The organism is Erythrobacter sp., from assembly GCF_039988855.1.
Classification (GTDB): Bacteria; Pseudomonadota; Alphaproteobacteria; order Sphingomonadales; family Sphingomonadaceae; genus Erythrobacter.
Genome location: NZ_JBDXIY010000015.1, coordinates 876,263 through 902,045 on the forward strand (window position 1 = coordinate 876,263; position 25,783 = coordinate 902,045).

The following is a 25,783-nucleotide window of genomic DNA, read 5'->3' on the forward strand; positions in this document are numbered from 1 at the left end:
TCAAAATCTCGGAAACGAAGATCAAAAAGTAGAAAGCGCGGGCTGTTAAGTCTGATCTTGCTTAGTATCGCTGCACTTGCCGTATTTGCCGGTTGGCATTGGTTGGAGCGGCACCCAGAGCACAACCCTTTGGCACCGCTCGATTTACGTGATCCGATTGGCCTTGCTACAGCCACAAAACTGATCGCCTTGCGCGGCGATACCCCAACATGCCGCGCGGTATTGGATCGAAGCGAGATTGCTTATTCTATCTTGCCACCACAAGGAGAAGGTCCATGCGCACGGCCAGATCGAACGCAGCTAAATACTTATCCGCTAAGGCCCAATGTGCCCGCAACGACATGTCCCGTCGCCGCGTCCCTCGAACTATGGCGCACGAAGAGCGTTGTACCTGCCGCGCGCGAAATTCTAGGTGGCGAGCTTTCCCATTTAGAACATATCGGTGTTTATAATTGCCGGCGGATGCGTGGCGGCAATTCTAATGCGTGGAGCCAGCATTCAACCGGAAATGCGATCGATATCAGTGCAGTGGTCCTAAAAGATGGAAGACGCATAAGCCTTCTTCAAAACTGGAATACTGAGGGAGATGAGGCCCGTTTTCTACGCGCAATCCGGGATGATGCCTGCGATGTTTTCGCGGTCGTTCTATCACCTGAATATAACGCAGCTCACGCCGATCATTTTCACCTTGATCAAGGTGGGAATTGGATGGGAGCCTGCCGTTAAACGGCTTCTAATGCGTATCCAGCGGATCGCACGGTGCGGATCGGGTCTTTAACCCCTTCAACCTCAATCGCCTGACGCAACCGGCGAATGTGAACATCGACCGTACGCAGTTCGATATCGCTGCCGTTGCCCCATACTCCATCGAGCAATTGACTACGGCTAAATACGCGGCCCGGACTTTCCATAAAGAACTTAAGGAGCCTGTATTCGGTTGGACCCAATTGCAGCGACACTCCCCGGCGTTGAACTTTATGCGCGACCGGGTCGAGCGTGATATCGCCCACTTCGATTGTTTCACCGGCAAGCGCTGGCCGGATGCGGCGCATTACAGCGGCCACGCGCGCGAGAAGTTCGCGCGGGGAAAAAGGCTTTGTGAGGTAATCATCTGCGCCCATCTCAAGGCCGCGAACCCTATCATCTTCGGTTTCGCGTGCAGTGAGCATGATGATCGGTACATGGGCGGTCGTTTTGTCGCGGCGCAATTGGCGGCACACTTCGATCCCGCTGGTGCCCTCTATCATCCAATCGAGAATAACGAGATCGGGGGCTTCCTCGCGGGCAAGCATCAGCGCATCGTCGCCATCCTTGGTCGAACGAACGTCATAACCTTCATTCTGAAATCTATATTCAAGCAGTTCGGCAAGCGCGGGATCGTCTTCAACCAGGAGCAATTTGGCCGCTAACATGACATTTGTCTCCTAAGCGCGATCCCGTGTCTTTCGAACTGTGTCAGACGCCTATTGCTTCAGCCAAGCTACAATTTCATGACGCGTGTCATATATTGTTGCTCAACGGTCATCCTCTGGTGGATAGACACCGGTCGCCGCAAAGTGGACCATCTCCGCAACATTGGTCGCATGGTCGCCAATCCGCTCCAGATTGCGGGCTACGAATAAAAGCTGTGCTGCGCTCGAAATGGTCGCAGGGTTTTCGACCATGTAGCTCACAAGATTGCGAAAAATGCTGTTGTAGAAAGCATCAACCTTGTTGTCGGTAGCAATCACTTCGCGCGCAAGATCAGGGTCACGTGCTGCATATGCTTTGAGCACGTCGTGAACCATTTCCGCTGCCACTTCGCCCATTGCAGGAAGTAGTGTTAACGGTTCAAATCGATCCTTGCCTTCGATGCTCCCAACGCGCTTGGCGATGTTCTTTGAATAGTCCCCGATGCGTTCAACCACGCCGGCGATCTTCAATGCTGCGATCACTTCGCGAAGGTCATCGGCCATCGGTGCGCGAAGGGCGATTACTCGGATCGCAAGTTTATCAACCTGCATTTCCAACTCATCGAGTTTCTTGTCGCCTTCAACAACCTTTTGCGCACGCTTGGCATCGCCTGTAACAAGTGAGGCCAATGCCTCTTCGATGGCCACTTCTGCCAGGCCGCCCATTTCACCGATCAAGCCGCGAAGCCGGGTGATGTCCTCGTCGAACGCTTTTACTGTATGGTCTGTCATTAGCCGTACCGCCCAGTGATATAGTCTTTGGTGCGCTGCTCGATTGGATTGGTGAAGATATCGGATGTGCGTCCGTATTCAACAATCTCGCCGAGGTGGAAGAATGCGGTGCGATCTGAAACACGCGCCGCTTGTTGCATAGAGTGGGTTACAATCACGATAGCGTAGCGGCTTGAAAGCTCAGCGATGAGCTCTTCGATCTTCGCCGTAGCAATCGGGTCAAGCGCAGAACAAGGTTCGTCCATCAGGATCACTTCGGGATCGACCGCAATCGCGCGCGCAATACAAAGACGTTGTTGCTGACCGCCTGATAAAGCAGTTCCAGGGTCGTTCAAACGGTCCTTTACTTCGTCCCATAGGCCGGCACGTTGCAGCGAACTTTCGACGATCCCTTCAAGGTCGCCTTTTTGTTCGAAGATACCGTGGATACGCGGGCCATACGCGATGTTGTCATAGATCGATTTGGGGAAGGGGTTAGGCTTTTGGAACACCATCCCCACACGGGCCCGCAATTGCACCACATCCATGTTGGACGAGTAGATATTTTCGCCGTCGAGTTCGATTTGACCTTCAACCCGCGCAGTCGGGATCGTGTCGTTCATGCGATTAAGTGCACGCAAGAATGTCGACTTGCCGCAGCCAGAAGGGCCAATGAAGGCCGTCACATATTTGGCCGGAATGGCGATCGAGACATCTTTAATGGCTTGTTTGTCGCCATAGTAGACCGAAACGCCTTCAGCGCTCATCTTCGGATCGACAGCTTCAAGATTGGGATGGATTACGGTCACCAGGATTTCTCAAACTTGTTGCGCAGATAAATGGCGAGGCCATTCATCAAAAGGAGGACGATAAGCAGCACTATAATAGCTGCACTTGTGCGTTCGACAAAACCGCGGTCGATTTCATCGGACCACAGGAAGATTTGGACAGGAAGAACGGTTGCCGCTGATGAAAGACCTTCGGGTGGCGTCGCGACGAAAGCGCGAAGGCCGATAAGGATCAGAGGAGCTGTTTCACCCAAAGCGCGCGCCATGCCGATAATGGTCCCGGTAAGCATACCAGGCAGAGCCAAAGGCAAAACGTGGTGGAACACAACTTGAACAGGGGAAGCTCCCACTGCGAGCGCGCCGTCTCGGATGGACGGCGGAACAGCTTTAATCGCATTGCGCCCAGAAATTACGATCACCGGCATCGTCATCAACGCAAGCGTGATACCGGCAATGATCGGGGTCGACCGCAGCGTAGGGAAAGCGGCCATCAGGAAGAACAAGCCAAGCAGACCAAAGATGATCGAGGGGACCGCTGCAAGATTGTTGATCGAAACCTCTAGAAAATCGGACCAACGGTTCTTGGGTGCATATTCTTCGAGGTAGAGCGCTGCCATAATCCCAATTGGGAAGGCGAGCACAAAAGTGACCAGCATCGTGAGCACAGATCCCTTAAGTGCGCCCCAAATGCCAGCCAACTGAGGGTCGGTCGCATCAGAGCGTTCAAGGAAACCGAAGTCAAAATTCTTGGCGAGCAAGCCTTTGTCGGAAAGATCCGCAGCAAGCGCCTGCATTTCGCCGGTGCCTTCGTCTGAATACCCAGCGGCAAGGTCAGCCGACGCAGCTAAATCAAGCGTTACTGTCCGTGTCAAAATCGAAGGGTTGGAATGGATCATGCTGGCCACTTCGCGCCAGGCTTCGCTGTTCAATTGCTCTGCACCTTCGGCGCCAAGGCTTGATTGTGCCGCGCCGTAAACAACAGATCGCAGGCCTTGGTTATCAAGGCTTCGCATGGTTTCTACCGCTGTTGCGCCCGCTTCCGGCGTCGCCAGCCCGCTTTGCACAAAGTCGACCTCAACCGCGAGTTCAGCGCGCTGAAACCCGCCAAGGCCGTTGAAAGCCATATTCGCCAGCAGGACGATAAGCACCAACACTGAGAACGAAATCGCCGCCAGTCCGAGCATTTTGAATCGCCGCTCTTGCGCATAGCGGACCTTAAGGCGCTGCTCGAATCTCTCGGTTCGGTGCGCACTTACAGGCTGGCTGCCTGTAACGGAGGGAGCAAGCGTATCACTCATAAGCTTCGCGATACCTTTTTACGACGCTCAACGCGACGAAGTTCAAGCCAAGGGTCACAAGGAACAGAATGAAACCGAGCGCAAAAGCGCTCAGCGTCGCTGGGTGGTCGAAACTGCCTTCGCCGGTAAGCATGGCGACAATTTGGACCGTAACAGTTGTCATTGAATCGAGTGGATTGGCGGACAGATTGGCAGCGGTCGAGGCAGCCATCACCACGATCATAGTTTCACCAATAGCGCGGCTGATTGCCAGCATAACGCCGCCCACAATGCCGGGAAGGGCAGCGGGAACCAAAACTTGCTTGATTGTTTCAGATGTCGTTGCGCCCATCGCGAGGCTACCATCTCGCATGGCTTGCGGGACAGCCGCGATGCTATCATCGGCCATGGATGAAACAAACGGGATGATCATGACGCCCATCACAAGGCCAGCGGCAAGAGCGCTTTCAGATGATGCGTTGGCAATACCCACAGACATCGCCAGGTCGCGGATCATTGGCGCAACGGTAAGCGCAGCAAAATATCCGTAAACAACGGTTGGAACACCTGCGAGGATTTCCAAGGCAGGCTTTGCCCAGGCCCGAAAACGCGGGTGCGCATATTGGGTTAGATAAATCGCGCTCATCATCCCAATGGGAATGGCGACGATCATCGCGATAACCGCCCCGATCAAAAGCGTGCCCCAGAAAAGCGGGATCGCGCCATAGCGGGTGGGATCTGGATTTTCGGCATTCGCCATCGGGTCAGGCGACCAGAAAGTTCCGAACAGGAAATCAATAGGCGAGACCATTTCGAAGAAACGGAAAGTCTCAAATATGAGGCTAGCGAGAATGCCGAAAGTGCTGAACACTGCGACAAGCGATGCGAGGATTAGCAGCGTCATAATGACCCGCTCAACCCGTGTGCGCGCGCCAAATTCCGGTTTTACGCGAAGGTAAGACCACGCCCCCGCAGCCCCGGCGATTGTCACCGTCAGCGCAATACCTATCCACCGATATTGAGAAAGTGCATCGCTGAATGGCGCTATCATCGACAGCGCATCTGGATTGGTTGTTGAAGCAATCGCGCCGTTCGCAACCGCGCGGGCTTCTCTCAATGCATCAAGCCGTGCGCTGTCCAATGAAGGCAGGCCATCCGCTGCTGGGCTTGCCAGCACAGACTGGAGCACGAGATTCGGAGAAATCGCATTCCAGACAAGCACGAAAATGATGGTTGGCACGAAGATCCAAAGACCTACGTACCAACCATGATAATTAGGAAGGCTCGCTAACCTGCTGCCAGAGCTTGCACGCAAAGCCCAAGCGCGGCTGCGTGCTGATAGCCACCCGGCAAGGGCTAAGCCCAGAACCAAAAGGAAGGAAGCAGTCAGCGTCTTATCCTAACTTACAAAGTGCCTTACTTAAGTTCCGACCCATCGATGGTCGTGTACTCTGTCGCAGCCGAGAGATTCGCGGCCATGACATCGTCTGGCGAGGCCACTAGACCAATGCCAGCCAGAGGGCCACCGCGTTCCCACATTTTTGTCCACTCCGTCAGATATTCTGCAAGGCCGTTGACCGTACCGACGTGTGCTTTCTTGACATAAACGAATAGAGGACGCGCGCCGGGATAGGCGAAGCTAGAGATGTTTTCGTAGGTTGGATCAACACCGTTCATAGGAAGACCTTGAACTTTGTCGGCGTTCTCTTCGAGGTAAGAATACCCAAAGACACCCACGGCGTTCTCATTACCTTCGATCTTTTGAACGATGAGGTTGTCCTGTTCGCCCTGATCGACGTAAAGGCCATCTGCACGCACTTCGGTGCAAACTTGGTCGTATTTGTCCTCGTCTTGCTCCTTAAGGGTATCCATTTCCGGATTGCTTTCACATCCTACCTCAAGGATCAGCTCTTTAAGAGCGTCACGTGTGCCTGACGTGGTGGGCGGACCGTAGACCAGAATAGGAAGAGCAGGGAGCGATGGGTCAACATCGGCCCAAGTCTGTGTTGTTTGCTCGCCTCCATACGGAGCAGCAGCCAGCGCTTCGTAGACGATCTTTGGCGTAAGATTGAGTTCGATACCGCCTTGTGCTGATGCAAAAGCAATTCCGTCGAGGCCGACTTGCATTTCAATTACGTCCGCAACTCCGTTTTCCTGACAATCGGAAAATTCAGATGCCTTCATGCGGCGTGATGCATTTGTAGCTGATGGGGTGTCGAGCCCGGCACCAGAACAAAACAGCTTCATGCCGCCGCCAGTACCAGTCGATTCGATGACAACCGCAGGCAGTTCAGGGTTTGAGCGGGTAAGCGATTCAGAAACAGCTTTCGCGAACGGGAAAACTGTTGATGAGCCAACTGAACGGATCGTTTCACGGCTTTCAGTGGTGCCTAGTTCGTCGGTACATGCGCTTAATGCAAGGCATGATGCGGCCATAAGGATAGCGGTTTTTGCAAGTTTCATAATCGTATTCCCCTTGATTGCTTAGGAGATCCCATAGGGATTGTTGTTTCAGTTTAGAGACAAGCTGGCCAGAAATCAGAAGATGAACGGCGCAGGCTTGTATGATTAAAAGTCTACTTGAGCGCGGGCCCCAAACACATGTACGTTGTAATTTGTGTCCCCGGTATTGGTTGGGAAAGCCGCGTCATCATATGACAAAAGGCCGTAATTTAGCAAAATACGAGTGTAGTCAGTGAAGGTCCAAATCAGGGATGCTTGTACGCTGTTTTGTGTTCCACCGATGATGCCTTGGGAATTGAGATCAAGGTGATCATAGCGCAGGTTTAATTGGATCGCACCTTTGCCGCCTTCGCCAAAGGGTTTGTTCGGTTTTACGCGGTCAAATGTACCCGCCGAATCCTTATAGCCGCGGCTGTCGCCTTGCGTCAGGAAATAACCGACCTCTGCTGATGCGCCAAGGAAGCTAGGATTTGCAAGTGCGCCCGGACGACTGACCGACTGGCGGTAGCCTTCGAGTGACACGTGAAACGGACCTGAAATAGCTGCGGCTTCGAGTCCAATTCCAAGCTCGCTGTTAGCTGAGAAGTTATCAGTGTTCACGAAACGGTTGTCGACAAAGTGGACAAGCGGCCGTTGGCGATAACGCACCGTGCTTCCTGTCCCTAGATCATTGTAGTGGACCGAGCCGCCAAAGTGCAGCTGAGTAGAGCCCGATTTTGGCGCATAGACAACTCGGCCATCAAAGCTGGTGTTTCCATTGGGCAGATCTTCGCTGTTATCAGAAAAAATGCCGCCTTGGATGAGAAGGTTATCAGCCGTGTACTGAGCTGAGAAACCGACACGGCGTTCGAACCCGAATGCGTCAGTAAACGCCGAACGCTCGATGAACGAGGTGTGGAGGCTGCTTGAGAGCTCTTCCAAACCTTGGAATGTGTTGTGCTGGCCGGCTGTCAAAGTCAGACTATCGTCTTTGTAGGTGATCGTGGCATCTGTCAGCGCGACGTCATTCTCAGCAAAATCGGCTTCGACCTTGTAACCAAATCCACCCGGGATTTTGCCTGATGCCCCCAACCGAACGCGCCGCGCTTCTGCGTCAAATCCACTGTCCGCGCCGGTTGATCCAGGCGCGCCAACATATCCGACGTCGATGTTTACCCGTCCGCGCGGCTTGAATGTGAATCCGCGATCGTCCTTGATTTCCGGCGCGGCTTTCAAATTGATCTGTGGCGCTGAATTCGCCGCGAGCGTTGCAGCTTCTGCTGTGTTTGCAGCAGATTGGGCCACCGTTTGCGCAGTATCTGCCGTACTCTGAGCTGCCTGCGTAGCTTCAGCATTTTGCGCTATGCTGCCTTCAAGTTGTTGCAAACGTTGGGTCAAACGAAGAAGCTCTGTTTTGAGCGCTTCGATCTCTTCTGCGTTCTCGTGAGGGTTATGCGCCAGAGCCTGGCTCGACACAGAACAGGTCAATGTCATCGCTAAAAGTGCAATCTTCGAGTGAGATATCATCTATTCGTTCCTGTAAAGGGTCAGGACTATTGCCTGAGTCGAAGGGCTGAATATGATCGTGATGTGACGCCAAAATGACTCTAATATTTCAGAAAAATGACAAATGGGGATAACCCGGTTTTGCCGAGGTTTTTGGGAGGCTCAGATCCGGCCCATTCACTAATCGCGGGGAGAGAGGCTGCTTAGGCCTGCGCGCTATCAGCGCTATCAGCGCTATCATCAGCCATGGGGAACCTGACAATAACCTTTGTGCCAACGCCTTCTTGGCTTTCTATATCCAAGCGTCCGCGGTGACGTTCGACAATGTGTTTCACGATGGCAAGGCCGAGGCCCGTTCCACCTGAGGCACGGCTGCGGCCCGGATCAGTGCGATAAAATCGTCTGGTAAGGTGCGGCACATGTTCAGGCGCTATCCCTTCGCCTTGATCGCTCACCGTGATGCGTGCCTCTCCAAGCCTCGAATGGTCAAGTCGGATGCGAACCGGGGTATCAGGCCCGCCATATTTAAGCGCATTATCGACCAGATTGCGGATCACTTGCTCAATCTGTTGTTCGTCCCCTTGAACTTCGGGTTTCTCAGCGAACTGGAGTTCCAATCTCTCCAACCGCTCAGAACCGGCCGCATCTCGGGCTGCACGTTCAACAACACTTGCCAATCCCAGACTTTTTTGCGGGGCATCATGCTTTTCCGCTTCGACACGGGACAGGCTCATCAAATCGCTGATGAGGCTTTGCATTCGGCTTGCCTCGCGTTGAATTGTGGTCAAAAACTTTTTCGAAGTGAGCGCGTCGAAATCGACACCGCTTTCACTCAAGGTTTCAACATAGCCAAGGATGGAGGCGAGGGGGGTGCGCAGTTCGTGGCTGGCGTTGGCGACAAAATCAGTGTGCGCGCGGCTGATATCTGCTTCTGCGCTTTTGTTGATGAGCTCAAGCACAGCCAAATCATCGTCGATGGACTGACGATTGATCCGCCAGATGTCCTGCCTCCGAACTAGACCACGAACAATCGCCTGACCGCCGGGCTCTTTTTCAAGGAGTGCAATTGCTGCGGGCTGGCGGAAAACAAGACGGGCATCTTGCCCGATAATATGAGAGCCGAGCAGCTTGCGCGAGGCGCGGTTGGCAATCGCAATTGTGTTCTTTTCGGTGACCAGAACAGGTGTTGTGGAGTTTTCCAAAAGCTCGCGCATTGAAGAAAGGCTGAGCGTTTTCTTCTTCTTCTTGACCCGCGATTCGGGAGGTGTGCTGGTCACGAGGAATAGCGAGCCCACCCAAAGGCCGAGTACTGACAGAACAAAGACTGGGTCGATTCCGAAAAGCAACATTGCCCCGCTCGTCACAATCGCGAGCCAGATACCAGTTTGCGGAATCACGCGGCGTTTCTCCATGACCCAAGCGTCTAGTGACTTAGGCTTGCGCGTCAAAGCGTATCTTCGAAGAGTTGGGGGTTTGTTTAAAACCGCTTCGCATACCCTTGCTGAGAAGCAAGAGGAGTTGGTGACCCCTACGGGAATCGAACCCGTGTTTCAGCCGTGAAAGGGCCGCGTCCTAACCGCTAGACGAAGGGGCCACGCTCGTTTGCGAGAGCGCGCATCTACGAGTGCTCTGAGCATGGGTCAAGCCCTCATGTTGCGAAGTTTCGAGAAAAATTAAACAATGCTGTGAGGAATAGCGATTTTGGCCCGATCTTCAGTCTGCAAAAGCAGCATCTTCAAGGTGAAGCTCTGCTGCCGGCCTTGGGCCCCAGTCATCTATCTTGACCCTGCCGGCCAAATGGAAATGACGCGACTTGCTCCGATGAATTAGGGTTTGCGCCATTTCTGTCTCGGCTGCACGAAATGCGATTGCTTTAAAGCTCTTGCCATCTGTGCCTGCTGCAATGACGCGCAAATGATCTTTGCCAACAATGTCGGCCTTCACAATCCGAACCGGGCCTACTGCGACGCGCGGTGCAGGCCAACCAACTCCGTAAGGCCCCGCTTCCTCTAGGGTCGTCACCAGATCTGGTGTCAGTCCGCCGGGCGCAAGAGACAGGTCCAATTGCATTGACTGGGAAAGTCGCGCGCGCTCTACATCGCGGGCAAGACGGGTGTCTAGAAACTCGCTGAACTCGGCAAGCTTGTTGGTCTCGATGGTCAAGCCGGCTGCCATTGCATGACCACCGCCAGCGACCAACAATCCTTGCTCACGCGCTGCGATAATTGCAGCACCGAGATCGACACCGCTAATTGAACGTCCCGAACCTTTTCCTGAGCCTGCACCTTCTTCACCATCGAGCGCAATGACGATGGAGGGTTTGCCGGTTTTTTCCTTAATTCGTCCAGCAACAATTCCAATCACACCCGGATGCCAACCGCTGCCCGAGAGGATCTGCACAGCCATATTGTGCTGTCCATCCAATTGCGCTTCGGCCGCTTCTTGAACTTCTGCTTCGATGGCACGGCGTTCTTCATTGAGAGCAGACAGCTGCTCTGCGATGTCACGCGCCTCGTCTGGATCGTTGGTTGTGAGGAGGCGGACACCAAGGGTTGATTCGCCGATTCTTCCTCCCGCATTGATACGGGGGCCCAAGGCAAATCCAAGGTCAGAAGCAATCGGGGCACGTTTCAATCGGCTTGCATCCAGCAGCGCGGCCATCCCAATCCGGTCTCTTCGGGCAAGCACTTTGAGCCCTTGCGCAACAAATGCGCGGTTAAGGCCATGCAAGGCGGCGACATCAGCAACGGTGCCGAGAGCAACGAGGTCCAAAAGCGCCATTAGATCGGGCTCTTCACGGTTTTCGAAGAAGCTTTTGGAACGAAGTGTGCGAACCAAAGCGATTGCCAAAAGAAATGCAACGCCAACCGCAGCCAAATGTCCATGCGAAGCTGCAAGGTCACTTTCATCGAGCCGATTAGGATTGACCAGAGCAGCCGTCGGGGGAAGTTCGCTTGCGCATTTGTGGTGATCGACTACGATCACATCAACATCCACATCGCGCGCCATAGTGAGAGCTTCGTGAGCCATAGCCCCGCAATCGACGGTGACGATCAAATCTGAACCGTCTTCGGCAAGTCGGACCAAAGCTTCGCCGCTAGGTCCGTAGCCTTCGAGCAAGCGATCCGGAATATAATATCCCGCTTCAACCCCAAGCCCGGCCAAAAGGTCGATGAGCAGAGCTGCGCTTGTCGCTCCATCAACATCGTAATCGCCGTAGACGGTAATCTTCTCGCCCTTGATGACGGCATCCGCAATGCGCTCAGCCGCCTTGTCCATGTCGCGAAACTCAGACGGGTTCGGCAAAAACTCGCGCATCGTTGGGGAGGTGTGTTTGGCGATCTCCTCGCGAGCAACTCCGCGCGACAGGAGCAATTGCTCCAAGATATCACTGCTGAGGCCGAAGGTTTCCTCGCCGCAGTCCATTGTGCCTCCGCGCCATCGCCACTCTCGACCGCCAAGCGATTGAGAGACACCGAGTACGTTTGAAAGTGTTCGTGTTACCATTCATCCCATTTAACCCATCCACCATCATGACAACAGGCACCAAGGATTGACAATCGACAGGCTCTTGGGATTGGATGGGTTATGGGCGAGGATAGGACGCTTCTCATAATTTGGCATAGCCGCACTGGCGCAAGCGAACAGATGGCGAAAGCTGCTGCGCGTCACGAGAATGCGCGGTTGATTAGGGCGAGCAATGTGACGACGCATGACCTTCTCGATGCGGCCGGCTATGTCTTTGTTTGTCCTGAGAATCTTGCTTCGATCAGCGGCGAGATGAAGGAAATGTTCGATACCCATTATTATGCCGTGCTCGGCAAGATCGAAGGCAGACCATATGCTTCGATCATTGCAGCAGGTTCAGATGGGGAGGGGGCTCAGCGGCAACTTGACCGAATTGCGACGGGTTGGCGTTTAAAACGTGTCGCAGACCCCAAGGTTGTAAATTTTGGTGCACAAAAGGCAGAAGAGATTTGGGCAGAAAAAACTGTCCCTCCGCAAATCGAAAGAGAATGCGAAGAACTCGGACTGTCTATTTCAGAAGGCATTTCTTTAGGTGTATTCTGAATTCCGGTGGAGGGAAACTAAGATGGGGAATAACATCGGAAGCGATGAAGCCACGGCGGTAGCTTGGATTGCATTTTCTGCTTTTCTAAGAAATAGTCTTACGCGCCTTAAGGGCGCCCGTCGGAAACTTTATAATGGGGAGGCTTGCTATCTCTGATCCTGGTCTCCCGGGCCCTCAAGGGCTCTTTCTTTTGTTTGGGCGCGGAAAACGACCAGATCGCCGCGCGATCAAAGAATTTGCTGCATGTTATCCAAATGTGTCCATCAGCCATGACCCTGTCGGTGAATCATCATTGCGGCTTGTCACGCCAGAAGGCGAGGATGCGGGCCATGCTGGGGAAACAATAACCAATATCCAACATGACCGCGTTTGGGTCGAATTTGTTCGAGATGGTCTGACATTTGATCTAGCGGGACTGGCCCCGGGGCATCCATCCGATGCCCCACAAGTTTCGCATCGCTTCGATTTGACACAGTTGCCCGCAAAAGACGACTACGAAGCGCTCCATTTGACACCGGGTCATCATCTTGCGGGCGGCGAAAGGTTAATCCCGATCGCCAAAAGCCTATTGGGTTTGGCACGGGACTTAGTTGACCACTTCGATGAGCTAGCCTGCGTTGTTTGGCCTCCCGCTGGCAGTGCGATCGGACACCAATTCTTCGAATCTATTGTCACTGCATGGTTGGATGGCGGACCTTTTCCGGCCCTTGGTCTGACGGCATTTCGTGAAGCCGTGGACGGCGCGCTGCAAAGCGAGGGACTTGATTTTTGGATAGGGCAGGAATTGCGGATTGAGCCTCCCCTTTCAAGCGACAAGGTTACAGCGACTCGGCTTGGTGTACGGCTCATAAACCAAATGGTATTGGTAGGTGGTGTAGAGACCAGTGAACGCGTGGTTGCGCCTGATGGCAATAGATTGCTGATGCGGCCATCGCGCAACGGAAAATTCGTAAGAGTTTGGCGAGAATGATCGCCGCTGCCGAAGAGGGATTGGTTGTCTGGGATCACTGCGCTAGCGATAGCGCGAAAGAGACAAGGGGTGCGTCCGCAAGCGACTGGGCAGAGCGCAAGCGCCTTTAGTGGTACCCGGCCCATAATTTCATTTCAGTCTGTAAATCGGCCGGGCTCTCCTCACTACGACCCTGGCCTTCAACGCCATCATCTTTTGCCAAAGCAATTGCTCGCAAAACGCTATTTTGGTCGAATGTTTGAAAGCATCGGGCGCGTGCGCGTTGGGTTTGATGATTTCCGTTACAACGGCCTTTTACTGCCAGCGACAGAAGAAGCATCGGTGCAAACTGGCCTACCGCTCCATCGCGGACCACACCGGAGATACAACGAGCTTGTTATTGAGCGAATTGGCTCAATCGAGCAGCGCTGGGACCTTGTGAATCGCAAAGATCCCGAAACCGCGCGCAATGAGGCCCTTGATCGGATGCGCCTTCTTCAAAGGGCGCTTCGCATCCGCCTGATCAACGAAGATAAGGGTTTCGTGCTAAACCGAAAAGACCCGCTGGGTACGGGCTTCAACTTTGATACGCTCGATGCAATGGCGGAGGAAATTTGGTCCTCTACTTAAGTCCAAGACGTACAGTTGGAAGCTTCAACCATTCGCGTCTTGGCAGCGTGATACTCGCTTTCGAAGCGCGCAACCATTTCCTCAACTGTGCCAACGGATTTGATTGATCCAATACCCTGGCCCGAACCCCAAATGTCTTTCCATGCTTTAGCTTTGGTGTTGCCGCCTGAGCCGAAGTTCATCTTGGAAGGATCGCTAACGGGCAGGTCGTCCGGGTCCATACCTGCGTTCTCAATCGAAGAACGCAGGTAGTTTCCATGCACGCCTGTAAAGAGGTTGGAATAAACGATGCCTTCCGCAGAGCCATCGACGATGCCTTGCTTATAACCTTGATCGGCGTTCGCTTCTTCAGTCGCGATAAACGCGCTTCCAGCATAGCCGAAATCTGCGCCGACTGCTTGAGCCGCAAGGATCGACGCTCCATGGCCGATTGAGCCGGAAAGAGCGACCAGGCCGTCAAACCACTCACGAATTTCGCGAATGAGAGCAAACGGTGACTGAACACCGGCATGGCCGCCTGCTCCTGCCGCAACTGGAATAAGACCATCTGCGCCTTTTTCGATCGCTTTGTGGGCAAAGCGGTTGTTGATGACGTCGTGCATGGTAATGCCGCCCCAACCACGCACGGCGTCAAAAATCTCGGTGCGGGCACCAAGCGAGGTGATCACCAAGGGAACCTGCCATTTCTCACATGTGGCCATGTCCTGCATCACGCGGTCATTCGACTTATGAACGATCTGGTTGACGGCGAACGGAGCTGCCGGCTTCTCAGGATTCTCACGGTTGTGCTTAGCTAGCTCTTCTGTGATTTGGTGAAGCCATTCATCCAACAGGCTTTGTGGGCGGGCGTTCAGGGCCGGAAAGCTGCCGATTATCCCAGCCTTACACTGCGCAATCACCAGCTCAGGGCCGGAAACGATGAACAGCGGTGAACCGATTAGCGGAAGGCGCAGACGGTCAAACGGGGCGGGAAGGGGCATTCAATTCTCTCCTAGTCACTTTCCAGTGTCACTTTACGAATGCGTTAGGTTGCAAATCGCAATCAAGCAAGCAGGTCTTCTAGCCCATAGAAACGGCTTGCGTTTCCGGCATAGAGTGCAGCTTTCTCATCCTTGCTTGATTGAGCGGTGATACGCTTAAAAGTGTTCCAAAGCACAGGGTAGCTTGCACCCCAGCGATCCACCGGATAATTGCTTTCAAACATGGCCCGGTCTGTGCCCAATGCCTCAATACAAGTTTCGATGTAAGGCTTCCAAAGGGGAGCCAATTTTTCCGACGACCAACCTGCAGCCGGTCCTTCTGGTGGTAGATCGCAATTGTGCATGGCAAGGCCGCCGAGCTTCACCATCACGTTCTCGCATTTGCCTAACTCGAGGATAGCCTCGCGCCAGATCGGGAAACGCTCTTCGAGCTTACCCGAATAGCTCGCATTGCCCAATGGAGTGCCGCAGTGATCAAGGCAAATAGGTGTATCAGGAAAGGCGCGTGCCAAGTCGATCACATCGTCAATTTGCGGCTCCAATACCCACGCATCAAACGTCAACCCACGCTTGCCAAGCTCTGCAAATCCTTTGCGGAAAGCGGCATCACGGTAAAGCTCAGGCGGCGCGTGGAACGGAGGGCCAAGCACTTCGGGATCAGCGTCCCATGCGCCTTGATGGCGAATACCTTTAAACCGCGATGGCGCTGCGGCTTTGAGCGCGTCGAGTACCTCGCCTGCGGCAGACCCCTGAGTTAAGTCAGCATGACCTACGATCCCGGCGCAAAGACGCGTTTCGCCGTATAAGCCGCTGGCGCTTTGTGCGGCGACGCCATTCACAAATTCAACTTCGCCCACGGGTTTAAGCCCTTCGCCATAGGCACCATTGTAGAAGGCTCCACATTCCATGAAGACGGTGCCGATAACATTATGACCACTTGTCGTGACTTCGGCGTTGAATTGATCAAATGTGTAATGTGCCACCGGTAGCAGTGTTTCGATAAAACGGTGATGGGGCTCCGGGAACATCGACAACATCGGGCGCAGGTCCCACAGGTGGTGGTGCGGGTCGATGATGGGAAGATCGGCTTCCAGAATGGCTTCACTCATGTTTTCGTATCTCCTGCGATTCTTCTGACCTTTATCAAGGACTATGCGCCGTTTGGCCATTTGTGTTTACCGGCGGTGGCTTGAGTAATTGAACGCCTCAACAAGTCGTTTTTCGGTAAACACACCATGCCAGTAATCATCCGTCGCATCGACGCTTACCTAGACCGGGCTCGATGGCAATCCGGTTCGCGCGCAGAAAGGCGAAAGAGACCGCGCCTTATGCCACAACCGCCGAATTTGCCGCACTTAGCACTGCGCGAACACTGGCAGTTGCGACGTCTTCATCGATGCCGCAGCCCCAGATGATCTGGTCGCCCGATTGGCACATGAGGTAGGCTGCAGCCTTTGCATTGCGGCCTGTTCCAAGCGCATGCTCGGTATAGTCGAGGACTTTGATATTAAGATCGAATGCATCCTCAAGCGTGGTGACGACACTTGAGATTAGGCCATTGCCACGTCCCGATACGCTTTGTGTGCCGCCATCGACCGCGATTTTGCCGGCAAACAGGCGGGTGCCATCAGAAGCACGGCTTTCTTCATAGTCGACCAATTGGAAGTACTTATCCGAAGTCTGGACGTGGTAGGCGCCTTTAAAGGCTTCCCAAATATCCGCCGCGTTGAGTTCACGGCCGAGTTGGTCGGCCATATGCTGAACATACTTCGAAAAGTCGGCCTGCATCTTTTTGGGGAGCTTCAGGCCTTGATCTTGCTCCAGCACCCAAGCAAACCCGCCTTTGCCGCTTTGTGAATTAACGCGGATTACTGCCTCATAGTCGCGGCCCAAATCGGCTGGATCAATCGGCAGGTACGGAACACGCCAAAGTTCATCGTTTTGCGTGTTATGCGCCTCAAAGCCTTTTTTGATCGCATCCTGATGGCTGCCAGAAAACGCGGTATATACCAATTCACCGCCATAAGGATGACGCTCATGCACGGGCAGATCGTTGCAATACTCAACCGTTTCAATAACGCGGTCGATGTCTGAAAAATCAAGCTCAGGATCAAGGCCTTGCGTGTACATATTAAGCGCCATCGTCACGAGGCAGCAATTGCCAGTGCGCTCACCATTCCCAAACAGGCACCCTTCCACACGGTCCGCGCCCGCCATAAGTCCAAGCTCTGCCGCCGCAACGCCGGTTCCCCGGTCATTGTGGGTGTGGAGCGATATCACCGCGCTTTTACGATTAGGCAAATGCTTGCAGAAATATTCGACTTGATCGGCGTAGATATTCGGGGTCGCGGCCTCTACCGTTGCGGGCAGGTTGAGGATGATGGGTTTGTCCGGCGTTGGCCGAAGCACTTCCATCACACCGGCGCACACTTCGATTGAGAAGTCTATTTCAGCGGTTGAGAAGGTCTCTGGCGAATATTGGAAATTCCAATCGGTGTTAGGCTGCGCGGCGGCACAATCGCGCATCACCTTGGCGCCATTCATGGCGATTTCGCGAACCTCATCCTTGCTCATGCGAAACACGATATCGCGCCACGCAGGGCTGACTGCGTTATAAAGGTGTACGATGGCTGCGCGCGCTCCGCGAAGGCTATCAAATGACGTGCGAATTAAATCTTCACGGCTTTGGGTAAGGACCTGTACCAGAACATCATCCGGCACAGCATCCGATTGCACTAGACCAGAGATAAAATCGAACTCGGTCGCGCCGGCGCTTGGGAAGCCGACCTCGATTTCTTTGACACCGACTTCGATGAGTAGATCAAAGAAACGCCGCTTTTTCACACCGTCCATCGGATCGATGATTGACTGATTGCCATCGCGAAGGTCGGTGGAAAGCCAACGGGGTGCTTTATCAACAATGCGCGATGGCCATTGGCGATCTGGCAGATTGATCTGCGGGAAGGGGCGATATTTGTTCGAAGGATTTTTAAGCATGGCTTAGACTTGTCACTTGTTGAGGTAGTGATTGGGAGATGGCTTGAATGACCCTTGGACGGTGGGCCGCGCCATTCTCATGCGCACGAACCCTACACCGCCCAAGGGCGGATAAGTCGTAGTAGGATCGCATTGCCATAAGTCATGCGCGTAGTCTTTGCTGATTTACCCTGACAGTGCAAGCCGCACAAAGTGCACAAACGCCCGATTTTCTATCTTAATGCAGTTTTTTGGTCATTCGAAAATCTTGCTGTAACCATCTTTGAATGACCGCCGAAAAGGCTAGAGACCCAGCGATCAGGCTGCTGGGGAAAATTGAAATCACCCCTAACGGAGGATATCCCGATGAAAAAATCACTATTTACCCTCGCTCTTTTGGCTACTGTTGCCGCGTGTAGCGCACCTGCTGAAAATGCAGCTGAAGGCGATTCTGTGGCTACCGAAGGCTCTGCTGTTGAAGCTGGCCTTTTTGCTGATCTTGGCGGTGAGGCAGAGAACCCAATCTACACTGAAAACGTTGGCGATACGCTAGCTGTACGCGGTTATGATGTTGTGAGTTACTTTGTTGGTGACGGCACGCCAGTAGAAGGCGCCGAGGCGCTGACCGTTCGTTACAACGGTTATGACTACCGCTTCGCCAATGAAGATAATGCGAACGCGTTTGTCGAAGATCCAGCAAAATATGCCCCAGCTTACGGCGGTTATTGTGCATGGGCCATTGGCGCGAAAGATGCGCTTGCACCAGGCGATCCCGAAGTCTATGAAATTGTTGACGGAAAGCTCTATTTGAACTTCAACAAAGACGTTCAAGCGAACTGGCAAAAAGACATCCCCGGCTTCATCACAAACGGTGACAAGAACTACCCAACGCACTCAGCTGATGAGCACTTCAAAAGCTAATAGCTGAGTACCGAAATTAAGAGCCCGGCGTCGATCTTACGATTGGCGCCGGGCTTTTTTGTGAGTCGGGTAAGGGAAAGTTACCCGCAGCGCGCGTCACGAATAATGCCGAGATTGTCGATCATAATGCTTAAGCGGGGACTGGCCGGATCGGGCTGCACATTTGCACCGTCCGGTAAAACAAAGCGCACCGAGCCTGCGCCAGCGGCTGCTTCCAAGATCGCAGTGCGCGCTGCGTCATCGGCAGGTTTGTCTATAAATGGGCCCATCAAATTGGCGGCGCAAATCGAACTTTGCGGATCATCCATTGTTCCGGGTACCGCCGTTTCTTCTGTGACACCGACAACCCCAGCGGACCTGGGGACAGCGCCGGGCAGTGGGGCGGCAACAGTGGGGCTATCGCTTGGCTCAACTGTTTCAGCGCCAGACTTGCTGCCATTGATACGAGCGGCAAAGTCCTCAGCGGTGTTTGAGCCACCCTCATTACTGGAATTGCAGGCAGTGATTGCAAGGATAAGCGTGCTGACGAGAACGGCGCGGCGTTTATTCAAGACCTTCTCCGATGCTTAACTTTTGCGAGTTCTTAGCCGCTCACTCGTGAGCTGCTCCACTTTTGTTACCCCCATAAGGCGCATCCCGCGTTCAATCTCATCTTTGAGGATATTCAGAGCGCGCTCAACCCCTTCTTGCCCAGCAGCGGCGAGCGCATAGAGATATAGACGGCCACCTGACGCAGCTGTCGCTCCGCTGCAAAGCGCTTTTAGAACGTGCGTTCCCCGGCGAACTCCGCCATCGCAAATTATCTCGATCTTGCCGCCGACCTCGTCGACGATCTCTGGCAATTGATCGAAAGGTGCCCGGCTCCCGTCCAATTGGCGGCCGCCATGGTTGGATATCATGATGGCATCCGCGCCAATTTCCACCGCGCGCCGTGCATCGCCAGCGCTCATGACGCCCTTGAGAACGAATTTGCCGCCCCATTGTTCACGAATCTGAGCAGCGGTGCTCCAACCCATCGAAGTGTCGAGCATGGTGTTGAAGTAATCTGCAATGCTCACGGCTTCTCTAGATCCTTCGCTTACATGCGTATCGAGATTTGGAAGGCGGAACTTTTCTCGAAAGAGATAATCCAACGTCCAGCGAGGCCGGGTCGCATAACTCCACACGCTTGAGGGGGAAAAACGGGGCGGGGTGGTAAAACCACTGCGCAAGCATCTTTCACGCTTACCCGCCACGATAGTGTCCACTGTCAAAGCCAGCGCATCAAACTTTGCTGCACGGCACCGTTCAATCATATGGGCGTTGAGCCCTTTGTCCTTATGAACATAGAGCTGGAACATTTTGGGGCCACTTGTGAGCGTTGCAATTTCTTCGATTGACCGTGTCGCGAGGCTGGAAATCCCGAACCAAAGCCCAAACTTATCAGCCGCTTTGGCAACCGCGGTTTCCCCCTGCCAATGAAAGGCCCGCTGTACGGCAGTGGGTGAGAGGATTAGCGGAAGGGCGCTTTTGCGGCCCAGGATTGTGCAAGAGGTGTCAATCGTCTCAACCCCGGCTAAGACATTGGGCACAAGGTCCACATTGTCATAGCTCGAAGTGTTGCGTGCCTTCGTTAGCTCATCGTCTGCCGCGCCGTCGATATAGTCAAACACCGGGAAGGGGAGCCGCGCTCGCGCAAGGTTCCTGAAATCGTCTATATTGTGGCAGTCAGTAAGACGCATTGCTCTCGCCCGTGTTCTTTTACGTGCCTCTGAAGGATTGTCATCGCCGTGTCGAGGCGTTCACTTAAGAACGCTGCTGCGAAGAAAAATACAAATCCAAACATTTTTTTTGATTGGTTGTCACCAATTGCGATTTCCCTGCGAAACAACAGATGTGCGCGGCCGCAAGGCGCTAAGCGGGTCACCCCGCCGGTCTCCCCCTTAGACCGGTGAACACCCCTAAGCCCCCAACCTGCATAGGCCTTGTGGTCGCCGCACGACGCTTTTTAACGAAGCGGGAAATAAGGAGATTACAAATGAAACTCAGGTATTTAGGAGCAGCAGCTGCCGCTATGCTCGCCACACCGGTTGCGCTCAGCGCACCTGCTATGGCTGACGGTGGCATCTTCGTTGGCGTTGAAGGCGCCAATGTCGCTGTGAGTGGCTATGACACGGTCAGCTACTTCCAAGGCGACGGCAAACCCGTCCTTGGAAGCGCAAACTTCAAAGTTAAGCACGGCGGCGCAGTTTACCATTTCTCAAGTCAAGCCAATGCGGATACGTTTAAAGCGAACCCTGACGCTTACGCTCCGCAATATGGCGGTCACTGTGCCTGGGCAATGAGCCGCGGCTCGCTCGCACCGGGCGACGCTACGCTTTACAAGATTCACGGCGGCAAGCTCTATCTGAATTTCAACCGCAATGTTCAAGGCACATGGCTTGGCGACATTGATGGTTTCATCGCCAAATCAGACCCTGCTTGGACGAAAGTTCCAGACGGCAAGAAGTTTGGCGACTGATCCGCCTTGTGTGGCGGCTGCATGCTTACCCTTGCCAGTTTCCCCTGTGCAAGAGCAGCCGCCCGCATCCCCTTTTGTTACTCACGATTTGAGAGGAAATACCCATGACTACTAAGACTAACTTCACGAAAATGTTGATGGTTGCAGGCGGCCTTGCTGTTGCAAGTGTAGCTGTTCCGGCTTCGGCACAATGTTCTGCCGCATGTTGTGCAGCTTCGGCTTGTGCAGCATCTGGTTGTTGCGCTGCAGGTTGCTGTGCCGCTGCAGGTTGCTGTGCTGCTGCAGGTTGCGCCGCTTCTGCTTGCGCCGCAGCAGGTTGTGCCGCTTCGGGCTGCGCTGCCTCGGCTTGCGAAGCTTCGGGCTGCTGTGCCGCTTCTGGATGTGCGCCTGCTGCCTGACGGGTGCATGCGTGAGTGTGGTCGGGAGGACACTCCTCCTAGCTTCTTCCGGCCACACTCTTTTCCCGTCTAAAGAATTTTAACAAGTTGGGCCAGATCCGTTGAACCGCGCGGCCAGCTCTGAAATTGTAAAGCGGCTAGGGATCACATCATTCGCGCAAGGCTGATACCGTGCATCTTGGATCATACAGTCAGGACCGCAAACAAGGTTTGCCACTTGCATCTCATGATCGATATGCCAGAATCGGCCACCCGGCGTTGAGATGTAGCCATCAAGACCACTGGCAATATCGCTCTCTATATCGGTGAGCGACGGCACTTCACCATCGTAATCCCGGCTAAACCGTCCATGCGTGTGAAAGCTGGCAATCGGCACCATGCCGGGTTCATCGAAATAAGAAAGGTCGCAGGTGGCTTCATCGCCGCCAATTTTACGCGACGCGCCGAGCTCGCCCTCGCTGGTTTCGAAAATGATTCCGCGAAGCTCAATATTCTCAGAAAAGCTGCGCTCCTGTAAAGCGTCCAACTGTTCCTTTGCAAAGGCTTGTACTTGTGATTGCGGGAGAACCGCTTGCAGAGCCTCTGGGCCCTTAACGTTCATGTAAGCACGCGCAATGATCACCACAAAGGCGATTGCACAAAGAGCGTAAATTAAGTGGGTGGTGCGTGGGTCGGACATCACACCACCCGCTTTGGTCTTAGTTTTTCGCTTTGTCGACCAGCTTGTTGGCACTGATCCACGGCATCATCGCGCGAAGCTCTGCGCCAGTTTTCTCGATTGGATGCGCTTCTGCACGTTTGCGGGCTGCCTTGAGTTCAGGCTGGCCTGCGCGGTTGTCGAGAACAAAGTCTTTCACGAAACGGCCCGATTGAATGTCATCAAGGACGCGCTTCATTTCCTTCTTCGTTTCCTCGGTGATGATACGCGGTCCCGTGGTGATGTCGCCATACTCCGCAGTATTCGAGATCGAATAGCGCATGTTTGCGATGCCGCCTTCGTAGAGAAGATCGACAATCAGCTTGGTCTCGTGGAGACATTCAAAATACGCCATTTCAGGGGCGTAACCAGCTTCAGTCAGAGTTTCGAAGCCGGCTTGGATCAAGTGGGTGATCCCGCCGCACAGAACCGCTTGCTCACCGAAAAGATCGGTTTCACATTCTTCGCGAAAATTGGTTTCAATGATGCCGGAACGACCGCCGCCAACACCACTTGCGTAAGCGAGAGCGACGTCTTTTGCTGCACCTGACGCGTCCTGATGGATGGCGATTAGGCAGGGGACACCGCCGCCGCGTTGATATTCACTGCGCACGGTGTGGCCAGGGCCTTTGGGAGCGATCATGATGACGTCGATGTCGTCTTGCGCTTCGATAAGACCAAAGTGGACGTTAAGTCCGTGCGCAAAAGCGAGCGCGGAACCGGGCTTCATATTGCCATGGATGTCATCGGCGTAAATCGCTGCCTGATGTTCATCAGGTGCAAGGATCATCAGTATGTCTGCCCAAGCGGCCGCTTCCTTGTTTGAAAGCACTTTGAAGCCCGCTTCTTCGGCCTTTTTCGCTGTTGCCGATCCTTCACGAAGGGCAACCGCAACTTCTGCAACGCCGCTGTCGCGCAAGTTCTGAGCGTGGGCGTGGCCCTGCGAACCATAACCGAGTACCGCGATTTTCTTTGATTTGACGAGGCCAAGGTCGGCATCGGCATCATAATAGACTTTCATGGGTGATCCCTTTGAATTGTATTTTAAGTCAGAAATTGGAGCTGTCTAAGCGTTGTGGTTGCCGCGCATCATGCCGACCACGCCAGACCGGCCAACCGATTGAAGGCCAATGTCGCGCATCAACGCGATGAAGCTGTCGATCTTGTCCGGTGCGCCTGTAAGTTCGAAAACGAAGCTCTCGGTTGTGGTATCGACCACATTCGCGCGAAAAACGTCGGCAATCCGCAGGGCTTCGACCCGTTTGTCGCCTGTCCCTGCCACTTTTACGAGAGCAAGCTCGCGCTCTACATGCGGGCCAGCAGCGGTGAGATCGGTGACTTTATGAACCGGCACAAGACGCTCCAATTGCGCCTCGATCTGGTCGATGACCTCGGGCGGTCCGTGAGTAGCAATCGTTATCCGGCTCACCGCATGATCGTCAGAGATATCCGCCACGGTCAAGCTGTCGATATTATAACCGCGCGCGGTAAACAGGCCGGTGATCTTGGCGAGAATGCCGGGTTCATTGTCCACCGTAATGGTTAAAACGTGGCGCTCGCCTTGTGTGCTTTGAATTTTCATGGGTGTCGTGTCCTAAACCAACGCCTTCGCTTCATCATCCATCGTGCCTTCGTGCGCGTCGCCATATAGCAGCATTTCAGTGTGAGCGGCCCCCGAGGGGATCATCGGCAAGCAGTTCGCATCCTTGGCAACACAGCAATCGACGATCACGGGGCCGTCATAGTCGAGCATGGCTTGGATTCCAGCATCGAGATCGTCCTTGTCCGTAATGCGAATGCCCTTCCAACCGTAAGCCTCACCCAGTGCCACAAAATCAGGGAGGCTTTCGGAATAGCTGTTGGAATAGCGGCTTTCATAGGTCAGCTCCTGCCACTGGCGGACCATGCCCATATATTCATTGTTCAAGATGAAGATTTTGACTGGCAAACGGTATTGAGAGGCCGTCCCAAGCTCTTGAATATTCATCTGAATTGATGCTTCTCCAGCTATGTCGATGACGAGGGATTCTGGATTGCCCATTTGCGCGCCGATGGCTGCGGGAAGGCCATAACCCATCGTCCCAAGACCACCAGACGTCAGCCACTTATTGGGTTTGTCAAAGCCGAAATATTGCGCGGCCCACATCTGGTGTTGACCCACTTCGGTAGTGATGATGGGAGACTTCTCGTGGGTGAGGGCATAGAGCCGCTCAATCGCCTTTTGCGGCATGATTGCGCTTGCGTCGGCCTTTGACACTTCTGGATAGGTCAAACATTCGCGCGCGCGCCATCCGGAGACACGCGCCTTCCATTCGCTAAGGTCTTGGGCTTCGCGATCACCCCATGCTTCAATGAGTTGTTCAAGAACGCTCGCGCAATCTCCGACGATACCGAGATCAACCGGCACTGTCTTGTTGATCGAACTGCGGTCGATATCGATATGGATTTTCTTTGAGTCTGGCGAAAAGGCGTCGAGCCGTCCTGTCACACGGTCATCAAAGCGCGCGCCAATGCAAACCATCACGTCGCATTTATTCATCGCTAAATTGGCTTCGTAGGTTCCGTGCATTCCCAACATGCCCAACCAATCGGGGTGAGTATTGGGAAAACACCCAAGACCCATCAAGGTGGATGTTGTGGGCGCTCCGGTCAGGTTCTGAAATTTGCGAAGCAATTCTGAAGCGTGGGGCCCAGAGTTAACAATGCCGCCTCCGGTGTAGAGGATCGGAGCTTCAGCCTGAGATATAAGTTCAATCGCTTCTGCAATTTGCTCAGCAGAGGCAACCATTTGCGGAGAATAACGGTGCGAGCCGTGGTGCGTTACATGGTCCCGGCTTTCCGATGGAACCGCGATTTGCACATCTTTTGGAATGTCGACCACAACCGGGCCAGGGCGGCCCGTGGTGGCGATGCGGAAGGCTTCTTCCACTGTCGCGACAAGTTCTGCTGGGTCCTTCACCAAGTAGTTATGCTTGGTACAGTGACGGGTGATGCCGACCGTATCGGCCTCTTGGAATGCGTCTGTGCCGATAAGACTGGAGGGAACTTGACCCGTGATCACAACCATTGGGATCGAATCCATCCAAGCATCGGCAATACCGGTCACAGCGTTCGTCGCACCGGGACCAGAGGTGACTAACACCACTCCCGGCTTGCCGGTCGCACGCGCATAACCTTCCGCAGCATGGGCAGCACCTGCTTCGTGCCGGACAAGGATGTGGCGAATGCGGTCGTCGCCGAAAAGCTCGTCGTAGATGGGGAGCACCGCGCCGCCAGGATAGCCGAATACGTATTCGACACCCTGTTCGATCAGGCATTCCATCAAAAGGGCCGCTCCTGAGCGCTGTCCCACGTGTTCTTACTCCCAAATACAATGACCAAAAAAAAAGCCCGCTGCGTGTTCGCATCGGGCCGGTCAGGTCATCAATAATAGATCCCGATCAGCCGGATTTCTCAACTAGAATGACAAGTACCATGATGATCAA

General features: G+C 54.0%; 25 protein-coding genes and 1 tRNA gene. 6 read left to right on the forward strand and 20 right to left on the reverse strand.

Annotated elements, in window-relative coordinates; genetic code table 11:
• Positions 1-57 precede the first annotated feature (57 nt).
• The gene (locus ABJ205_RS07060) at positions 58-726 is read left to right on the forward strand and encodes an extensin family protein (RefSeq protein ID WP_348155563.1); all 669 of its coding nucleotides are present in this window, start codon (positions 58-60) and stop codon (positions 724-726) included.
• On the opposite strand, the gene phoB is transcribed toward ABJ205_RS07060, so the two are convergent.
• From phoB to recJ, 10 genes are all read right to left on the reverse strand, one after another.
• Positions 723-1,412 (reverse strand): phosphate regulon transcriptional regulator PhoB, encoded by a 690-nt coding sequence (gene phoB / locus ABJ205_RS07065; RefSeq protein ID WP_348155560.1) that lies wholly within the window; start codon positions 1,410-1,412, stop codon positions 723-725. The two genes, ABJ205_RS07060 and phoB, sit on opposite strands and share 4 nt — an antisense overlap.
• A gap of 102 nt (positions 1,413-1,514) precedes the next feature.
• On the reverse strand, positions 1,515-2,183 hold the full coding sequence (gene phoU / locus ABJ205_RS07070; RefSeq protein ID WP_348155558.1) for a phosphate signaling complex protein PhoU: 669 nt from the start codon (positions 2,181-2,183) through the stop codon (positions 1,515-1,517).
• Positions 2,183-2,929, reverse strand: a complete 747-nt coding sequence (gene pstB / locus ABJ205_RS07075; protein WP_348155594.1) for a phosphate ABC transporter ATP-binding protein PstB — start codon at positions 2,927-2,929, stop codon at positions 2,183-2,185. The genes phoU and pstB overlap by 1 nt, the downstream gene beginning before the upstream one ends.
• Before the next feature lie 38 nt (positions 2,930-2,967).
• A complete protein-coding gene (gene pstA / locus ABJ205_RS07080; RefSeq protein ID WP_348155556.1) occupies positions 2,968-4,248 on the reverse strand; it encodes a phosphate ABC transporter permease PstA in 1,281 nt (426 codons plus the stop codon).
• On the reverse strand, positions 4,241-5,617 hold the full coding sequence (gene pstC, locus ABJ205_RS07085) for a phosphate ABC transporter permease subunit PstC (protein WP_348155593.1): 1,377 nt from the start codon (positions 5,615-5,617) through the stop codon (positions 4,241-4,243). Before pstC ends, pstA begins: the two co-directional genes overlap by 8 nt.
• 26 nt (positions 5,618-5,643) lie before the next feature.
• Entirely contained in the window at positions 5,644-6,690 is a 1,047-nt protein-coding gene (locus ABJ205_RS07090) for a substrate-binding domain-containing protein (protein WP_348155555.1), read from the reverse strand.
• Between the two features lie 105 nt (positions 6,691-6,795).
• The gene (locus ABJ205_RS07095) at positions 6,796-8,196 is read right to left on the reverse strand and encodes a porin (protein WP_348155553.1); all 1,401 of its coding nucleotides are present in this window, start codon (positions 8,194-8,196) and stop codon (positions 6,796-6,798) included.
• 182 nt (positions 8,197-8,378) lie between these two features.
• Complete coding sequence (locus tag ABJ205_RS07100) at positions 8,379-9,572, reverse strand: ATP-binding protein (protein WP_348155552.1); 1,194 nt, start codon at positions 9,570-9,572, stop codon at positions 8,379-8,381.
• Positions 9,573-9,694: 122 nt separating this feature from the next.
• Positions 9,695-9,769, reverse strand: a tRNA-Glu gene (locus ABJ205_RS07105).
• 119 nt (positions 9,770-9,888) lie between these two features.
• The gene (gene recJ, locus ABJ205_RS07110; protein WP_348155550.1) at positions 9,889-11,682 is read right to left on the reverse strand and encodes a single-stranded-DNA-specific exonuclease RecJ; all 1,794 of its coding nucleotides are present in this window, start codon (positions 11,680-11,682) and stop codon (positions 9,889-9,891) included.
• A gap of 195 nt (positions 11,683-11,877) precedes the next feature.
• Here recJ and ABJ205_RS07115 point away from each other — a divergent pair, with 195 nt between their 5' ends.
• From ABJ205_RS07115 to ABJ205_RS07125, 3 genes are all read left to right on the forward strand, one after another.
• On the forward strand, positions 11,878-12,246 hold the full coding sequence (locus ABJ205_RS07115; protein WP_348510030.1) for an NAD(P)H-dependent oxidoreductase: 369 nt from the start codon (positions 11,878-11,880) through the stop codon (positions 12,244-12,246).
• A 134-nt stretch (positions 12,247-12,380) separates the two neighbouring features.
• Positions 12,381-13,217, forward strand: coding sequence for a hypothetical protein (locus ABJ205_RS07120; RefSeq protein ID WP_348155546.1), 837 nt, complete (start codon positions 12,381-12,383; stop codon positions 13,215-13,217).
• A gap of 69 nt (positions 13,218-13,286) precedes the next feature.
• Entirely contained in the window at positions 13,287-13,826 is a 540-nt protein-coding gene (locus tag ABJ205_RS07125) for an AHH domain-containing protein (protein ID WP_348155544.1), read from the forward strand.
• Here ABJ205_RS07125 and ABJ205_RS07130 read toward each other — a convergent pair.
• The 3 genes from ABJ205_RS07130 to leuA all read right to left on the reverse strand — a co-directional run bounded on the left by ABJ205_RS07130 (position 13,823) and on the right by leuA (position 17,803).
• Positions 13,823-14,806: a nitronate monooxygenase family protein gene (locus ABJ205_RS07130; protein WP_348155543.1), complete on the reverse strand. Its 984-nt coding sequence runs from the start codon at positions 14,804-14,806 to the stop codon at positions 13,823-13,825. The two genes, ABJ205_RS07125 and ABJ205_RS07130, sit on opposite strands and share 4 nt — an antisense overlap.
• 62 nt (positions 14,807-14,868) lie before the next feature.
• Positions 14,869-15,915, reverse strand: coding sequence for an amidohydrolase family protein (locus ABJ205_RS07135; protein WP_348155542.1), 1,047 nt, complete (start codon positions 15,913-15,915; stop codon positions 14,869-14,871).
• A 217-nt stretch (positions 15,916-16,132) separates the two neighbouring features.
• Positions 16,133-17,803 (reverse strand): 2-isopropylmalate synthase, encoded by a 1,671-nt coding sequence (leuA, locus tag ABJ205_RS07140; RefSeq protein ID WP_348155540.1) that lies wholly within the window; start codon positions 17,801-17,803, stop codon positions 16,133-16,135.
• A 345-nt stretch (positions 17,804-18,148) separates the two neighbouring features.
• On the opposite strand from leuA, the gene ABJ205_RS07145 reads away from it, so the two are divergent.
• The gene (locus ABJ205_RS07145; protein ID WP_348155537.1) at positions 18,149-18,703 is read left to right on the forward strand and encodes a YHS domain-containing (seleno)protein; all 555 of its coding nucleotides are present in this window, start codon (positions 18,149-18,151) and stop codon (positions 18,701-18,703) included.
• 80 nt (positions 18,704-18,783) lie between these two features.
• On the opposite strand, the gene ABJ205_RS07150 is transcribed toward ABJ205_RS07145, so the two are convergent.
• Together ABJ205_RS07150 and ABJ205_RS07155 are read right to left on the reverse strand one after the other, a co-directional pair.
• A complete protein-coding gene (locus ABJ205_RS07150) occupies positions 18,784-19,254 on the reverse strand; it encodes a hypothetical protein (RefSeq protein ID WP_348155535.1) in 471 nt (156 codons plus the stop codon).
• Between the two features lie 15 nt (positions 19,255-19,269).
• On the reverse strand, positions 19,270-20,424 hold the full coding sequence (locus ABJ205_RS07155; RefSeq protein WP_348155533.1) for an alpha-hydroxy acid oxidase: 1,155 nt from the start codon (positions 20,422-20,424) through the stop codon (positions 19,270-19,272).
• Positions 20,425-20,720: 296 nt separating this feature from the next.
• On the opposite strand from ABJ205_RS07155, the gene ABJ205_RS07160 reads away from it, so the two are divergent.
• Positions 20,721-21,203, forward strand: a complete 483-nt coding sequence (locus tag ABJ205_RS07160; RefSeq protein WP_348155531.1) for a YHS domain-containing (seleno)protein — start codon at positions 20,721-20,723, stop codon at positions 21,201-21,203.
• 123 nt (positions 21,204-21,326) lie between these two features.
• Here the strand turns inward: ABJ205_RS07160 and ABJ205_RS07165 are convergent, their stop codons facing one another.
• From ABJ205_RS07165 to ilvB, 5 genes are read right to left on the reverse strand one after another with little or no spacing between them, the layout of a single operon-like run.
• Positions 21,327-21,659, reverse strand: a complete 333-nt coding sequence (locus ABJ205_RS07165) for a hypothetical protein (protein WP_348155529.1) — start codon at positions 21,657-21,659, stop codon at positions 21,327-21,329.
• Between the two features lie 21 nt (positions 21,660-21,680).
• On the reverse strand, positions 21,681-22,280 hold the full coding sequence (locus ABJ205_RS07170; RefSeq protein ID WP_348155527.1) for a DUF4329 domain-containing protein: 600 nt from the start codon (positions 22,278-22,280) through the stop codon (positions 21,681-21,683).
• A gap of 19 nt (positions 22,281-22,299) precedes the next feature.
• Positions 22,300-23,319 (reverse strand): ketol-acid reductoisomerase, encoded by a 1,020-nt coding sequence (gene ilvC, locus ABJ205_RS07175; protein ID WP_348155525.1) that lies wholly within the window; start codon positions 23,317-23,319, stop codon positions 22,300-22,302.
• A gap of 45 nt (positions 23,320-23,364) precedes the next feature.
• Positions 23,365-23,880: an acetolactate synthase small subunit gene (gene ilvN, locus ABJ205_RS07180; protein WP_348155524.1), complete on the reverse strand. Its 516-nt coding sequence runs from the start codon at positions 23,878-23,880 to the stop codon at positions 23,365-23,367.
• Positions 23,881-23,892: 12 nt separating this feature from the next.
• Entirely contained in the window at positions 23,893-25,650 is a 1,758-nt protein-coding gene (ilvB, locus tag ABJ205_RS07185) for a biosynthetic-type acetolactate synthase large subunit (RefSeq protein WP_348155522.1), read from the reverse strand.
• Between the last annotated feature and the right edge of the window lie 133 nt (positions 25,651-25,783).